The sequence below is a fragment of the Salinihabitans flavidus genome (assembly GCF_900110425.1).
Taxonomy (GTDB): Bacteria; Pseudomonadota; Alphaproteobacteria; order Rhodobacterales; family Rhodobacteraceae; genus Salinihabitans; species Salinihabitans flavidus.
Genome location: NZ_FODS01000002.1, coordinates 281,165 through 296,463, shown reverse-complemented (window position 1 = coordinate 296,463; position 15,299 = coordinate 281,165). Strand labels below are relative to the sequence as shown.

General features: G+C 65.8%; 13 protein-coding genes. 3 read left to right on the top strand and 10 right to left on the bottom strand.

What is annotated here, in order from left to right; translation table 11 throughout:
- Nucleotides 1-115 precede the first annotated feature (115 nt).
- Nucleotides 116-574 carry a GAF domain-containing protein gene (locus BMW66_RS03270; protein WP_093115424.1) on the bottom strand — a complete coding sequence of 153 codons (459 nt, stop codon included), beginning with the start codon at nucleotides 572-574 and terminating at the stop codon, nucleotides 116-118.
- A gap of 216 nt (nucleotides 575-790) precedes the next feature.
- Between BMW66_RS03270 and hspQ the strand changes: the two genes are divergently transcribed.
- Entirely contained in the window at nucleotides 791-1,117 is a 327-nt protein-coding gene (gene hspQ, locus BMW66_RS03265; protein ID WP_093115339.1) for a heat shock protein HspQ, read from the top strand.
- Between the two features lie 37 nt (nucleotides 1,118-1,154).
- Here the strand turns inward: hspQ and BMW66_RS03260 are convergent, their stop codons facing one another.
- From BMW66_RS03260 to BMW66_RS03250, 3 genes are all read right to left on the bottom strand, one after another.
- Nucleotides 1,155-2,729, bottom strand: a complete 1,575-nt coding sequence (locus BMW66_RS03260) for a gamma-glutamyltransferase family protein (protein WP_093115337.1) — start codon at nucleotides 2,727-2,729, stop codon at nucleotides 1,155-1,157.
- 89 nt (nucleotides 2,730-2,818) lie between these two features.
- Nucleotides 2,819-3,223 (bottom strand): ATP-binding protein, encoded by a 405-nt coding sequence (locus BMW66_RS03255; protein WP_217639282.1) that lies wholly within the window; start codon nucleotides 3,221-3,223, stop codon nucleotides 2,819-2,821.
- A gap of 83 nt (nucleotides 3,224-3,306) precedes the next feature.
- Entirely contained in the window at nucleotides 3,307-3,636 is a 330-nt protein-coding gene (locus BMW66_RS03250) for an STAS domain-containing protein (RefSeq protein WP_093115333.1), read from the bottom strand.
- Nucleotides 3,637-3,799: 163 nt separating this feature from the next.
- On the opposite strand from BMW66_RS03250, the gene BMW66_RS03245 reads away from it, so the two are divergent.
- Both BMW66_RS03245 and BMW66_RS03240 read left to right on the top strand, forming a co-directional pair.
- Entirely contained in the window at nucleotides 3,800-4,972 is a 1,173-nt protein-coding gene (locus BMW66_RS03245) for a thiolase family protein (protein WP_093115331.1), read from the top strand.
- 143 nt (nucleotides 4,973-5,115) lie between these two features.
- Entirely contained in the window at nucleotides 5,116-5,700 is a 585-nt protein-coding gene (locus BMW66_RS03240; RefSeq protein ID WP_093115329.1) for a transglycosylase SLT domain-containing protein, read from the top strand.
- Nucleotides 5,701-5,838: 138 nt separating this feature from the next.
- Here the strand turns inward: BMW66_RS03240 and BMW66_RS03235 are convergent, their stop codons facing one another.
- From BMW66_RS03235 to BMW66_RS03210, 6 genes are all read right to left on the bottom strand, one after another.
- A complete protein-coding gene (locus tag BMW66_RS03235; protein WP_093115327.1) occupies nucleotides 5,839-6,441 on the bottom strand; it encodes a LolA family protein in 603 nt (200 codons plus the stop codon).
- Between the two features lie 69 nt (nucleotides 6,442-6,510).
- The gene (locus BMW66_RS03230) at nucleotides 6,511-9,375 is read right to left on the bottom strand and encodes a DNA translocase FtsK (RefSeq protein WP_093115324.1); all 2,865 of its coding nucleotides are present in this window, start codon (nucleotides 9,373-9,375) and stop codon (nucleotides 6,511-6,513) included.
- Between the two features lie 21 nt (nucleotides 9,376-9,396).
- The gene (locus BMW66_RS03225; protein WP_093115322.1) at nucleotides 9,397-10,575 is read right to left on the bottom strand and encodes an aminotransferase class I/II-fold pyridoxal phosphate-dependent enzyme; all 1,179 of its coding nucleotides are present in this window, start codon (nucleotides 10,573-10,575) and stop codon (nucleotides 9,397-9,399) included.
- A gap of 156 nt (nucleotides 10,576-10,731) precedes the next feature.
- Nucleotides 10,732-11,604, bottom strand: coding sequence for a dimethyl sulfoxide reductase anchor subunit family protein (locus tag BMW66_RS03220; RefSeq protein ID WP_093115320.1), 873 nt, complete (start codon nucleotides 11,602-11,604; stop codon nucleotides 10,732-10,734).
- A complete protein-coding gene (locus BMW66_RS03215) occupies nucleotides 11,604-12,365 on the bottom strand; it encodes a 4Fe-4S dicluster domain-containing protein (RefSeq protein WP_093115318.1) in 762 nt (253 codons plus the stop codon). The genes BMW66_RS03220 and BMW66_RS03215 overlap by 1 nt, the downstream gene beginning before the upstream one ends.
- 82 nt (nucleotides 12,366-12,447) lie before the next feature.
- Nucleotides 12,448-15,297 (bottom strand): molybdopterin oxidoreductase family protein, encoded by a 2,850-nt coding sequence (locus BMW66_RS03210; protein WP_093115316.1) that lies wholly within the window; start codon nucleotides 15,295-15,297, stop codon nucleotides 12,448-12,450.
- Between the last annotated feature and the right edge of the window lie 2 nt (nucleotides 15,298-15,299).

Sequence of the window (15,299 nt, the reverse complement as noted above, 5' to 3'; positions counted from 1 at the left end):
CAAAGGTGAAAGCGCATTGGGCAGACCCTTCACCTTTGTCCCAGTCCTCTGGGGGAGTCGTCGCCGCGCGGCGACGGGGCAACGCCCCCCTCCGGCGTTTCGCAACGCTCCCGGCTCAGCGGGCGTGCCGGAAGGTGTCGGAGAGGATGGCAGAGAGGCGCGCGGCGTCCTTTTCGGTGAAGGCGTCGGGACGGTCGCTGTCGATGTCCAGCACGCCAAGCAGGTCGCCCGCACCATTCGTGACCGGCAGCACCAGTTCCGACCGGGTGGAGGCTGAACAGGCGATATGGCCGGGAAAAGCCTCCACATCCGCGACGAGCTGGATCTCGCGGGTGCGGGCCGCCGCGCCGCAAATCCCGCGCGAAAACGGGATCACGAGGCAGCCGTGCCCGCCCTGATAAGGGCCGATCTTGAGCAGGTCCGGTGCCACCACGCGATAAAACCCCGTCCAGTCGAAACGGTCGTCGGCATGATGCAATTCGCACGCCAGCGTCGCCATGAGCGCCACAGCGTCGGTTTCCCCCTCGGTCAGGGCGGCCACGGTTGCCGTGAGACTGTCGTAGTCAATCTGCATGTTGCCCCCAGATGAAGCGGCAATACCCACCTTTTGCCCCATGCGGGAAACCTGTGCCTTTTTGCGCTTGCGGTCAATTCACCGTGCGGGCCGATCCGGCGCGGGGCGGGACACTGTGCAGGTAAGGTTCACAGTCTGTTTCCCCGCCAATTGTGGCGGAAATGTGGACATCGCCCCCTTGCACCCACTAGGTTCAAGGGGTAGGGGCATCTTGTTATGTTGAAGACACGCGCAAAATACGGATTGGGCCAGGTCGTGCGCCACAAGAAGCATCCCTTCCGCGGGGTGGTCTTCGACGTGGACCCGGAATTCGCCAATACCGAGGAATGGTATGACGCGATTCCCGAGGAAAGCCGCCCGGTCAAGGATCAGCCCTTCTATCACCTGCTGGCCGAAAACGATCAGAGCTACTACGTCGCCTATGTTTCTGAGCAGAATCTGGTCGCCGATTATTCCGGCGAGCCGGTGAGCCATCCCGACATTCCCGATCTTTTCGGACCGTTCGAGGACGGGCATTACCCGCTGCATTTCCAGTTGAATTGACGGCAGGGGAGGGTTTGCGCCCACCCGCCGCCGGGGTTCAATAGCCGATGGCGCAGCCGTCCTTGCGCGGGTCGGACGCCCCTTCAAGCCAGCCGTCTTGAATCCGGATCGCCTGCGCCCCGCCGAGGGGGGCATCCGGGGTGACGACTTTGTGCCCCAGATCGGCCAGCGCCTGGCGCACCGGATCGGCAAACCCCCGTTCCATCCGCAACTCACCGCCATCGGGAAACAGGCGCGGCGCGTCGATCGCGGTCTGAGGGTCCATGCCGAAATCGGTCATGTTGGAGATGAAGCGCGCGTGACCGCTCGATTGATACTGCCCGCCCATAACGCCGAAGGGCATGACCGTGCGCCCGCCTTCACAGAGCATGCCGGGAATGATCGTGTGCATCGGCCGCTTGCCGGGCCCGTATTCGTTGGGATGCCCTTTCTCCAGCGTGAAGCCGGCGCCGCGATTCTGCATCGCGATGCCGAACTTTTCCGACGCGATGCCAGAGCCGAAGCCGTGGAAGATCGAGTAGATCAGCGAGACCGCCATGCGATCGCGGTCGACCACCGTGATATAGACGGTATCCTTGTGCACCGCCTCTGTCAGGGGGGGCGGGTGTGTCATGGCGCGGGCCGGGTCGATCAACGCGGCAAGCCGCGCGGCGGTTTCGGGCGCGAGCATTGCCTCCAGCCGGGCGGTGGCGTCCGGATCGGCCACGATGCGGTTGCGCGCGTCATAGGCCAGTTTCGCGGCCTCGGCCTCAAGATGCGCGCGCCTTGCGCCGAGCGGGTCCATCGCCGCGAGATCGAAGTGCTTGAGGATATTGAGCAGCAGGATCGCTGTCGCCCCCTGACCGTTGGGCGGATGCTCCACCAACTCCTGCGGGCCGTATGTGCCGCGGATCGGCACCGTCTCGTCGCAGCGGGCGGCGGCGAAATCCTCTGCCGTCTGCCGGCCGCCCGCCGCATGCAGGGCGGCGAGCATGTCCTCCGCGACCTCTCCGGTATAGAAGGCGTCCGGCCCGTGTTGCGCGATCCGGCGCAGCACCTCGGCCTGCCCCGGCGCGCGGAACCTGTCACCCACACGCAGGGGGCGGCCATCCTTCATGAAATGGGCGGGGCCGTGCCCCTGTAGCGCGGCACTGCATGTGGCCAGATCTTGGGCCACGCGCGGGGCGATGGGCACCCCCTCCTCGGCGTAGCGGATCGCCGGGGCCAGTACGGCATCAAGGCCAAGCCGCCCCTGGGTTTGCGACAGGTGGCAGAAGCCCGCCACCGCGCCGGGGATCGTGACCGCATGGGCGCTGCCCACGGGGATCGTGTCCAGCCCCTGCGCCCGAAGCGCCGCCGCATCCGCCGCCGCGCAGGCCCGGCCCGACCCGTTCAGCGCGCGGATGTCGTCGCCCCCCGCCGGCGACCACAGCACGAAACAATCGCCGCCGATCCCGCACATATGTGGCTCGCATATGCCCAGAAGAACCGCCCCCGCGATAGCCGCGTCCATCGCGTTGCCGCCCTGCTTGAGGATGTCGAGCGCCGCCTGCGCCGCGATCGGATGCGAGGTGGCGCAGATGCCATTTCCCGCAAAGACGGGCGAGCGCCCCGGAAGGTGGAAATCGCGCATATCTGATCCTCCGCTGCTGTGCTGCGCCGGAGGGTATGGCAGGTTGCGGGGAAGTTGGAACCGCTTTTTTCCGCCGCTCCGGGCGCTCGCTACTCTGGCAGGGCGATGCGGAAGCGCATGTGGTTGCGCCCGTCCGCGCGGTGATAGCTCGGGTCCTGCGCCAACCGGCGCACCAACCCCCAGCCCCAGCCCCCTTCGGGCAGATCCGCAACCCGGTCGCCCACCGGCGGCAGATGCCCTTCGGGGAGCGTACCGCCCGGCATGGCGCGCCCGTCGTCGCGGATCTCGAAGCAAAGCCCGCTGCCCGCGCGCCGGCAGCGCAGGTCGATTTGCCCGTCCGCGCCCCCGCTCAGCGCATGTTCGACCACGTTGTTGAGCACCTCGGCGAGCACGATCTCTGTCGTGGCAATCACCGGTTCGGGCACATTCTGCCCACGCAGATGGCAGGTGAGCGCCGAAAGAGCACCGCGCACATGATGTGCCTGCCCCGCCATGGTGATATGGAATCGGATCTGTGGTGGGGGTCTCATCGCCTGACGAGCCTGCCGCACATCGGGAGCGCCGCGCTGCCGGGCGATCATGACGCGAGCGCGTCATCGAGTGACGCGTGGATGTTGAACACCGAATCCATCCGCGTCAGGCGGAACACCCTGTCCACGTTGCCGCGCAGGCCCGAAAGCTCCATCCGGCGCGGCGCGGCCAACTGCTTCATCACCGCGACGATGGCGCCCAGCCCACTGGAATCGACGAATTCCACCTGCGACAGATCGAGGATGACGCGCGGCGGTCCCTGTTCCGTCTCCGCGCGCATCCGGTCCTTGAACTGGATCGCCACCGCCGCGTCGATGCGCGGTGCGTTCACCGTCACGACAAGGGCGTCATGCCCGGTTCTGCTCGACAGGTTCATGGCCTGCTCCGTCTCTGCTTCTCGATCCGGGGCGAGGATAGGCGGCAAACCTTACCAACAGGTATCGCGCCACCGCTGTTGCCAAACGCGCCGCGACCTGCTTGAAACATCCCTGTAGCAATTGCGGCGCAGACAGGGCAGCGAACCTGTCAAGGAGGACGACATGAAAAACGTGGTGATCGCGGGCGCGGCCCGCACCCCGATGGGCGGGTTTCAGGGCGTGTTCGCCGGGGTTCCGGCGGCCGATCTCGGCGCCGCCGCGATTCGCGCCGCACTGGCCGACGCGAAGACGGACACCGTGGAGGAGGTGGTGATGGGCTGCGTGCTGCCCGCTGGTCAGGGGCAGGCCCCCGCGCGGCAGGCGGGCTTTGGCGCGGGGCTGGGCGAAGAGGTGCCGGCCACCACGCTCAACAAGATGTGCGGCTCGGGCATGAAGGCGGCGATGGTCGGCTTCGATCAGATCGCCCTCGGCGCGAGCGGGGTGATGATCGCGGGCGGTATGGAAAGCATGACGGAATCGCCCTACCTGCTGCCCAAGATGCGCGGCGGCGCGCGGATCGGGCACGCGCAGGTGGTCGACCACATGTTCCTCGACGGGCTGGAAGACGCCTATGACAAGGGCCGCCTGATGGGCACCTTTGCCGAGGATTGCGCGGAAAAATTTCAGTTCACCCGCGAGGCGCAGGACGAATATGCCATCCGCTCTTTGTCGAACGCGCGTGAGGCGCAGGACACCGGCGCCTTCGACGGAGAGATCACTGCCGTCACCGTCAAGACCCGCAAGGGCGATCAGTCGGTGGACACGGACGAACAGCCCGGCAAGGCCCGGCCCGAGAAAATTCCTCACCTCAACCCCGCCTTCCGCAAGGACGGCACCGTGACCGCGGCCAATTCCTCTTCGATCTCCGACGGGGCGGCGGCGCTTGTCCTCGCCTCCGAAGAAGCGGCGGAGGCGGGCGGGCTGAACATCCGCGCCCGTATCCTTGGTCACGCCAGTCACGCGCAGGCGCCAGGCTGGTTCACCACCGCGCCGGTGCCCGCCGCGCGCAAACTGCTCGACCGGATTGGCTGGACCGTCGAAGACGTCGATCTGTGGGAGGTGAACGAGGCGTTCGCCGTGGTTCCCATGGCCTTCATGCGCGAGATGGGGCTGGAGCGGGAGCAGGTGAACGTCAACGGTGGCGCCTGCGCGCTTGGCCATCCGATCGGCGCGTCGGGGGCGCGGATCATGGTGACACTTCTCAACGCGCTGGAAAAGCGTGGCCTGAAACGCGGCGTCGCCGCGATCTGCATCGGCGGCGGCGAGGGCACCGCGATCGCCATCGAACGGGTCTGACCCCCGCGCCATATGCCCCTCCCGGACCCGGCCGCCTGCGGCACGGGGTCCGGGTCACGGACTTCCACAGGAAATTCATTCCCTCGGACGGGCAAATGCGCTAGTCTGCCTGAAAAACAAGACCAAACATAGGCGAGAGGCAGATGAGCAGATTCTTCCGCGCCCTGGTGATCCTGTTGCTGGTTACATCCTGCGGCAGTGGGCGATTTACGCCGCCGCGCAATCTCGATGACGCCTGCGCCATCGTGAACGAGCGGCCGCACTACCTGCGCGCATTCCGCGCGACCGAACGCCGTTGGGGTGTGCCGGTGCATGTGCAGATGGCGACGATCTATCAGGAAAGCAAATTCATCGGCAACGCACGCACGCCGAACCGCTATGTCCTGGGCATTCTTCCGATGGGACGGCAAAGCTCTGCCTATGGCTATGCGCAGGCGCTTGACGGCACATGGGAGGAATACCAGAACGAAACCCGCAACCGAAGGGCGCGGCGCGACCGCATCCGCGATGCGAGCGATTTCATGGGCTGGTACATGAACAAGAGCCGCGAGCGCAACGGCATAGCGCTGGCCGATACGCGGGCACAGTATCTCAACTACCACGAGGGGCACACCGGGTATGCCCGTGGCAGCTATCGCAGCAAATCGTGGCTACTGCGCGTCGCCTCGGAGGTGGAGGACCGCGCCAGGGTTTACAAGGCGCAGCTTTCGCGCTGCGGCCGGGCGTAGGCCGGGGCAGGGGCGCTCTGGCGGGCGTTGCACCTGATCGTAGACGCCCCGCGCGGGCAAGAGGGTATGCACCCGCCCGGCCAAGGACGACCGAACCCCACATTCCAGTGGGGGCAGGTTCGGCCCGGCACGCGCGGATCAGCGTTCGGGACGCCCCTCCTGCTTGCGGATGTTGAACAGATCGTTGGACAGTGAGATCCCGGTCTTCAATTCGCCCAGCCGGACTGTCACCGTCCCGCCATCCCCGTTGTTGATCACCCATTGGCGAAGCGTTACCGGATTGGCGGTGAAGTAAAGCTTGATGGTGCCGTAATCGGGGTTGTCGGGATCTTGCGCGGTCACGACCGTGGCGATGCCGTCCTCTGTGTGGCCGATCACCATGCGTTCACGGCCCAGATTCACATTGGGCGCAAGGATGATCGACAGCGGTGTGCGCTTGAGCGGATAGGTTTCGGGCGGCTGGTTCGAGCGGCCGTCGAAAATGGCCACCGCGCCGGAACCGGCCATCACAAGCCCCTCGTTGGGCGGGTCGTATTCGAACCGCATCTTGCCGGGGCGCTTGATGTAAAGCTGCCCGGCCGAACGCGTTCCATCCTCGTTGAGCTGGGTGAACCCGGCCTGCGCCGTGGTCAGAGAATTGAGATAGGAGGAAATCGCCGATAGCGGCAGCTTTTCCGCCGCCGCGGGAAAGGCCATCGCAAGGACCGCGCCTGCGGCCAGAAGGGTGCTCTTCATCGTCATTTTACCTATCTAGGCGCTGTGGTGGGGCGTTGCACCTGCCCCGCGCTCACATTTTCGCGCGCCGGCGTCTTATTGCTCGGGCACAAGGATTTCGCGCTTGCCGACATGGTTGGCGGGGCTGACCACGCCTTCATCCTCCATCTGCTCGACCAGTCGCGCGGCCTTGTTATAGCCGATGGCCAGCTTGCGCTGAATATAGGAGGTGGAGCACTTGCGATCCTTGATGACGATCGCCACCGCCTGATCGTAGAGCGCGTCCCCGCCCGTGGTATTGCCGCCAAGACCCAGCACCGCGTCGATGTCACCGGCGGTTTCGTTGTCGGGCCCCTCCAGAACCTCGCCCATATACTCCGGCGGACCATAGCTCTTGAGGTGGTTGACGATATCTTCCACCTCCTCGTCGCTGACGAACGGCCCGTGACAGCGGATGATCCGCGCGCCTCCGGCCATGTAGAGCATGTCGCCCATACCCAGAAGCTGCTCTGCCCCCATCTCGCCGAGAATGGTGCGGCTGTCGATCTTCGATGTGACCTGAAAGGAGATGCGGGTGGGGAAGTTGGCCTTGATCGTGCCGGTGATCACATCGACCGACGGACGCTGCGTCGCCATGATCAGGTGAATACCGGAGGCCCTTGCCATCTGCGCCAGCCGCTGGATGCAAGCCTCTATCTCCTTGCCCGCGACCATCATCAGGTCGGCCATTTCATCCACGATCACGACGATATAGGGCATTTTCTCGGGTTGGATCTGCTCGGTCTCGAACACCGGCTCTCCGGTTTCGTCGTCAAAGCCGGTCTGCACCGTGCGCGAGAACATCTCCCCCCGGTCGAGCGCATCCTGCACCCGCCCGTTGTAGCCGTCGATATTGCGCACGCCCATCTTCGACATCTTGCGATAGCGGTCCTCCATCTCGCCCACGACCCATTTCAGGGCGACGACCGCCTTCTTCGGGTCGGTCACCACGGGCGAGAGAAGATGCGGAATCCCGTCATAGACCGACAGTTCAAGCATCTTGGGGTCGATCATGATCATCCGGCATTCCTCGGGCGTCAGCTTGTAGAGAAGCGACAGGATCATCGTGTTGATCGCCACCGATTTGCCCGAGCCTGTGGTCCCCGCGATCAGCAGGTGGGGCATCTTCGCAAGGTTGGCCACGATCGGATCGCCGCCGATGTCCTTGCCAAGCGCAAGCGGGAGCTTCTGGTTGCCGTCGCCGAAATCGCGGCTCGACAGGATTTCACGCAGCACCACCATCTCGCGGTTGTCGTTTGGCAGTTCGATCCCGATGACCGACCGTCCCGGCACCGTGGAGACGCGCGCCGAAAGCGCCGACATAGAGCGCGCGATGTCATCGGCCAGTCCGATCACCCGGCTCGCCTTCAGGCCCGGTGCGGGTTCCAGTTCATACATGGTGACAACGGGGCCGGGGCGCACGCTCACGATGTCGCCCTTGACGCCGTAGTCATCGAGCACCGTTTCCAGCATCCGGGCATTTTCCTCCAGCGCCTCGTCCGACAGGTGATGGCGCTGGATCTTTTCCGGGTTGGTCAGAAGATTGAGCGGCGGAAGCTCATACTCGGCCTCGCTCTCCTCGAAGGCGAGGGAAGGCTGTGCCTCCTGCCGCGCGCGGGTGGAAGGTTGCACCGGCTTGTCGCTTCGCGGCTGCACCACCTTGCGGGGTTCGGGTGCGGGCGGAACGCTCGGGCGCGGGGTGGGCGCTTGGGGCGCGCGCGTGTCCTGCCATGCCTCTGGCGTCTCGAACAGCGCGGTCTCTGCGTCCTGCGGTTGTTCCGGCGCCATATCATCGCCGGTCTGCGCGCGCGAGGCGGTCAGCGGCGGCTCTGGCGGCAGGGCCATGCCCCGCTCCTGCCTGTCCTGTTGCTCCAGGATGAGCGGATCGGGACCGCGTCCGCGCCCCTTGGTCAGCGGCATGGCGTTCGGCGCCTGCACGTTCGGGTTGGCCCGTGCGCGTGTCTTGATCGCATCAGCGATCCGGGCGCGAATACGTTCATCGCCCGGCGCGGCGTCCACATCGGCGACCGCTTCCGGCTCCACCAGTTCCGGTTCGGGCAGGTCAGGCGCGCGGCGGATCAGTCCCGGCAGCTTCAGGAAAAGCCCGTCCCGCGCCGGGGCGGGGGCCGCCTCCTGCGCGCGGTCGTCCCAATCCTCTTCGGTTTCCGCCTCGCTCCAGTCGCGCGCGGCGGCCTCTTCCATCGCGGCTTGCGCACGGGCGCGGCGGTCGCGCCGGCGCGCCTGAAGCCCCTGCGCCAGTCGCAGCGCGCCGCCCGCGCCCCGTCCAAGGCCGGTCATCAGCGTGGCATAGACCATGACCACACCGATCAGCAGGAACCGCCCGATGCGGCGCAATTCGGCCCAGGTGAAGCCAAGCACGAAGGCGGCCAGCGCGAGGATGCACGCCCCCATCGCGAACGACATCGCCTTGAGCCCGAAACTCGCAGAGATCGGCAGGATATTGAGCACCGCCCCCAGCACCGTATCGCCAAAGAGACCGCCCAGCCCGAAGCTGTGGGTCCAGCCCGCCCCCGGCACGAGCGTGGAGGCATAGACCGCACCAAGCGCCAGCACGATCGGCGCGAAAATCGCGCGGGAAAACACCCGTTCTTCGCCCTGATGGAGTGCGAGGCGCAGGCCCCAGCCCACAAGCACCAGCGCGAGGCCCCAGCTTCCCCAGCCGATGATCATGAACATCGGCGCGGCGATGGTGGCCCCGAGACGCCCCATCCAGTTCTGCACCGGCGCATCCGTGGCCGAAAGCCAGCTTGGATCGGCCGGCGAGTAGGAGGCGACCATCGCCCCCGCCATCAGCCCCAGACAGATCAGCCCGAGCCCCAGAAGTTCCTTGCCGCGCCGCTCGATCGCGGCCTGCATGTTACTGTCGAAAAGCGGGTCGCGTCCGCGTGCCTGATATGCCATCCCGATACCCTCTTGCGTTCTTTACCCGAACAGACAGGCGCGCAGTGTCGTCAGCGCGTCCGCCAGTCCGTTCCTGGGGGCCACGAGCGCGGCCCTGATATATCCCTTGCCGGGGTTTTCCCCGTTCGCCTCATGGCTCAGATAGGAGCCGGGCAGCACCCGGATACCCGTCTCCTGCCAGAGCTTCAGCGCCGCCGCCTCGCCATCCTCGACCGGCAGCCAGAGGAAAAATCCCCCCGCCGGCGTGCGGTATCCCGGCAGATCGCCAAGCACCTCGGCGGCGATGTCGAATTTCTCATTATACAGGCGCCGGTTCTCCACCACATGCGCCTCGTCGGCCCAGACCTTTTCGGCCGCCCGTTGCAGCGGCAGCGGCAGCGGTGCGCCGGAATAGGCGCGCAATTGCTTGATCCGGCGCAGGCACTCCGGCCCGCCGGCCACGAACCCCGACCGAAGCCCCGGCAGGTTCGACCGTTTTGACAGCGAATGAAAAATCAGCACCCGCTCGGGATCGGCCCCCATCTCCTGCGCGGTCTGAAGCGCGCCGTGCGGTGGCGTGTCGCGGTAGATCTCGGAATAGCATTCATCCGCGAGGATGCGGAAATCATGCTTTTCCGCCAGCGTGATCAGATCGCGCCAATAGGCCCTGTCGGCCACCGCCCCCTGCGGATTGGCCGGAGAGCAGATATAGGCCACCGCCACCCGGTTGAGCAGATCGGTCGGCAGTGCGGCATAGGCGGGCAGAAAGCCGGTCTGCTCGGTGGCGGGCACGAACACCGGCTCCGCCCCGACCGACATCGCGGCGACCATATAGACCTGATAGAACGGGTTGGGCATGAGCACCGCCGGCCGCCGCCCGCGCACCTGTTCGGGCACCAGCGCCATCGCCGCGTTATACAACCCCTCACGCGTGCCGTTGAGCGGCATGACCTGCGTATCCGGATCGAGCGTGACGCCATAGCGCCGCCCGGCCCAATCCGCGATGGCCGCCAGCAATTCCGGCATGCCGTCGTTGGGCGGGTAGCTGTTGAAGCCCTCGGCGTGTTCCACGATCACATCGGTGACCCATTGCGGAAAGCGGTGTTTTGGCTCTCCAATGGTCATATGCACCACCTCGCCGCCGGGCTGGTGGTGGTCCAACAGCGCCCGCAGGCGCGGAAACGCATAGGCCGGAAGGTTCGAAAACCGCTCGGGAAACATATTCGACTGCCTCAAGGTTCGGGATCATCGCGCCCCGTTTTTCGTAAACTACCGAAGGGTGCGGGCTTCGTCCAGAAAAACAACCCGTTGCGCGGTTGTCTGTGGCATTTGCGCATGGTCCGCAATCAAGGCCGGGCGCCAGCGCTCTGACCGTTGTCAGCGCATTCCGTAGTAGAGGCCGACCACATGCTCCGCCTCGGCAAAGAACAGCCATCGGGAGGTGGCGACGCCCGCCACATGACTGAGCACCGCAAGGATGGCGAAGCCGTGGGAGAAAGGCAGCGCCAGAAGACCGATCGGCAGGACCGCCATGAGCAGCAGCGAGATCACGCGCAGTTTGCGGGCATGCCGGCGGCCGACAACGTGGACGAATTCGCGCATCAGGTAGTTGGGCGAGCTGTGCGGTGGGGCAAGCGAGCGCAGGGTGCCGCCATCGCCAAGACCCGTCGCGGTGGCCAGTGTCGTACCGCTTTGAGCGAAAGCGCGGTCGCCGCGCACCCACCAGAGGATCTGCATCAGAGCGGTGAAGACCAGAAGGCCGATGGACAGATCCACCCGGCCCGACAGAAGGGCGCCGCCGGTGATCGAAAAGCTGAGGAAAAGCAAGGGGGTAAGCGGCGTTTTCCAGCGCGGCACGGTCGCAAGCTGGGCGTAGATCATCGAGGTGGTGAACACTGCCAGAAGTGTCAGCGCCGCGCCGATCCAGCCGAGCCAGTTGATGTGAAACCCGACAAAGATCAGCGCGGCGGCATAAATCCCGGTGACGCTCAGCGCGGCGACGGCGACGACCGCCTCGCGGCTGAGCCAGCTTGTGCGCCATTGGCTGAAGGCGAGCAGGGCGCGTTCGGGATGGGCCAGATGGAAGGCGGAGGCCAGAAGCCCGCCCACCGAAAGCGCGTACCCCACGAAAAAGAACGCGAATGCCGCCCAGCCCGTGGGGGGAGTGGGATCGAGCCCGAGAAACGCCAGAAGGCCGAAGCCCAGCCCCGACAGGGTGGTGAATATGATGACGGACGGCGCCGGGTGCATCAGTCGGAGCCTCCGGGCAGCTTGTCCAGTGCACGATCGAGCCATGACAGGAAGCCGCGGGTATCCTCGGCCACCGGCTCAAGGAAGGGGGCAAGAACGCTCTCCTCGTTCCAGCTGTCACGGGAGCGCGGGGGCAGGTACTTGTTCACCGGGGCGGTTCCCTGTTCCGGCATGAGATCGAATCCCCCCCTTTTTTCAACGAGTTGCGAGACATCGGACTCCGGGTCGCCGAGATCGCCGAAGTGGCGGGCGCCGGAGGGGCAGGTGCGCACGCAGGCGGGGGTTCTGTCCTCTTCGGGCAGGTTTTCGTTGTAGATGCGGTCCACGCAGAGGGTGCATTTCTTCATCACGCCCTCGGCGGCGTCCATCTCGCGCGCGCCATAGGGGCAGGCCCAGGCGCACAGGCCGCAGCCGATGCAGGCGTCCTCGTTCACCAGCACGATCCCGTCCTCGGCGCGCTTGTAGCTCGCGCCGGTGGGGCAGACGGTGACGCAGGGCGCATTTTCGCAATGCAAACAAGACTTTGGAAAGTGAACCGTTTGCGCGGGGCCGTCTTCGGGCAGCACCTCGTAGCTATGTATCCGGTTCAGGAAGGTGCCGGAGGGCGCATCGCCATAGGGCGCCTGATCAGAGAGCGGCGCGCCGTAATTCTCGGTGTTCCAGCCCTTGCAGGAGATCGCGCAGGCGTGGCAGCCGACGCAGGTATCGAGGTCGATGACAAGGCCGAGTTTGCGGGTCGTTTCGGTGGGAAGATCGGTCATTTTGCCACGTCGGTATAACGTCGGTATTTTGTCGGTATTACGTCGGTGCGCCTTTCGGCGCGCGATGCGAAGGCCAAACGGGTCATTTGCCCACCTTCCACGCCAATGTGTCCGGGCCGCGCCCGACCGGCGAGCGGATCGGATCGAACACCGGCTGCGCCTCTGGCGGGGGGGTGGGCACGCGCTCTATCTTCACGCGCAGGTCGAACCATGCCGCCTGCCCGGTGACGGGGTCGGAGTTGGACCAGCGCAGCCCGTCGCCCTTGGGCGGCAGCAACTCGTGAATGAGGTGATTGAGCAGAAAGCCCCGCGTCGCCTCGGGCGCATCGTCGGAAAGCGCCCATGTCCCCTTGCGCTTGCCGATGGCGTTCCATGTCCAGACGGTGTGATCGTTGAGCCCGGCCTGATGCTCCACCGGCACCACGATGGAGCCGTGAACGGAAGTGAGTTTCGCCCAGTTGCCGGGGCGAAAGCCGTGTTCGTTCCAGATCTTCGTGGGCAGGTAGAGCGGGTTGTGGCCGTGGATCTGCCGCAGCCACGCGTTCTGCCCGCCCCATGAGTGATACATCGCCATCGGGCGCTGGGTCAGCGCGTGGATGGGAAATTCCACCGGGTCGGCGTGGCCGTCCTCCAGCGGGGGATACCAGATCGGCAGCGGGTCCATGACCTTGGCCAACTGCCCGCGCAAATGCGGCGGGGGCAAGTTGTCGCCGTGGCCTTCGGCGGCGCGCTGAAAGCGGCGCAGGGGTTCGACGTAAAGCTGAAAGAGATAGGGTTGCGGGCTGTCGAAAAGCCCCAGATCCACCGCCCACTCCTGATAGGCCATGTTCCACGGTTTGTAGAAGGCCGCCTCCTCGGGGATGGGGTGGATGAAAAAGCCCCCGTTCTCGATATAGCGGTCAAGCTGTTCGGGGTTTGGTGACCCGCGGCCCGTGGCTGTCGCCCCGTCGCCCGGCGGCCCACCCGCCCCCGAACCTTCGGGCGGCAAACGCCAGCCGGCCAGAGGGCCGATGCCGGGCTTGCGTTCGTGGTTCACGATGTAATCGGCGTAATCGCGGTATTTCGCCTCGCCCGCGTCATCGGTGAAGCCGGGCAGCTTCATCCGGTTGGCGAGGTCGATCAGAACGCTTTGAAAGCCGCGCACGTCGCGGTCCGGCTCCACCACCGGCCAGCGGATCGCGTCGGCGGCGGCGTCCGCCTCGCAGATCGGGCGGTCGAGCAGGGAGATGCAATCGTGCCGTTCCAGATAGGTGGTGTCGGGCAGGATCAGGTCGGCATAGGCAACCATCTCGGAGGAATAGGCATCCGAATAGATGATATGCGGGATCACGTAGTCCCCGGCCTCGTCGGTGTCGGTGAGCATGTCGATCACGCCGCGCGTGTTCATCGAGGAGTTCCACGCCATGTTCGCCATGTAGAGAAACAGCGTGTCGATGCGGTAGGGATCGCCCGCGTGGGCGTTGGAGATGACCATATGCATCAGCCCGTGCGCCGAGAGCGGGTTTTCCCATGTGAACGCCTTGTCGATGCGCGCGGGGCTGCCGTCCGCCTTGAGCGCCAGATCCTCGGGACCGCGCGGAAAGCCCAGATGCGGGCCGTCGAGCGGCGTGCTGGGCGTAGCCTTGCAATGCGGGGTCGGGTGCGCTTCGACCGGCTTGGGATAGGGCGGCTTGAAGCGGAAGCCGCCGGGGGTTTCGACGCTGCCCAGCAGGATTTGCAGCACATGTAGCGCGCGGCAGGTCTGAAACCCGTTGGAATGCGCCGAGATGCCACGCATGGCGTGAAAGCTGACCGGGCGGCCCACCATCTTGCTGTGTCTTTCGCCGCGAAAATCGGTCCATTCGCGGTCAATCTCGATCGCCTCGTCAAAGGCGGTGCGGGCCAGTTCCGCGGCGATGCGGCGGATCTTCTTCGCGGGGATGCCGCATTCGCGGGCCGCGGCCTCGGCGCTGTAGGCGGGGTCGAGATACCGCTCTGCCATCAGGGTCATGACGGTGCGATGGGTGCGACCCGCGTGGCGGTGGCTGGCGGACAGGTCGGGGCGCACGCCCTGCCGGTCGAAGGGCGCGGGCTTGCCGGTGGCGCGGTCGATCACCATCGGCTTGTCCTCGACGCCGCGCAGAAACAGGCCGGTGTCGGGATCGACCAGCACCGGCGCATTGGTGAAGCGCGCCAGATAGTCGAGGTCGATCTGCCCGGCGCGCAGAAGTTCATGCACCAGCGCGAGGATGAAGAGCCCGTCGGTGCCCGGCGTGATGCCAACCCATTCGTCGGCCACAGCGTTGTAGCCGGAGCGCACGGGATTGACGCCGATCACCTTCGCGCCGCGCGCCTTGAGCCGTCCGAGCCCCATCTTGATCGGGTTGGAATCGTGATCCTCGGCCACGCCGAAAAGCATGAAGAGTTTCGTTCTCTCCCAGTCGGGCTGCCCGAATTCCCAGAAGGAGCCGCCCATCGTGTAGATGCCCGCCGTCGCCATGTTGACCGAACAGAAGCCGCCGTGCGCGGCGTAGTTTGGGGTGCCGAACTGCTGCGCCCAGAAGGAGGTGAAGCTTTGTGATTGGTCGCGGCCGGTGAAGAAGGCGAGTTTTTCGGGATTGCTCTCGCGGATCGGACCCAACCAGCCGGTGGCGATGGTGAGCGCCTCGTCCCACGAGATTTCCTCGAACGCGCCGGAGCCGCGCGGGCCGGTGCGTTTGAGAGGCGCGCGCAGCCGCGAGGGGGCGTTGTGCTGCATGATCCCGGCCGAGCCCTTGGCGCAGAGCACGCCCCGGTTCACCGGGTGGTCGCGGTTGCCCTCGATATAGGCCACCTTGCCACCCTTGAGGTGGACGTCGATGCCGCAGCGACAGGCGCACATGTAGCATGTGGTCTTGCGGATCTCGTCCGAGACCGGGGGCGAGAGGTCCAGATCGGGTTGGGCGAAGGGCATTT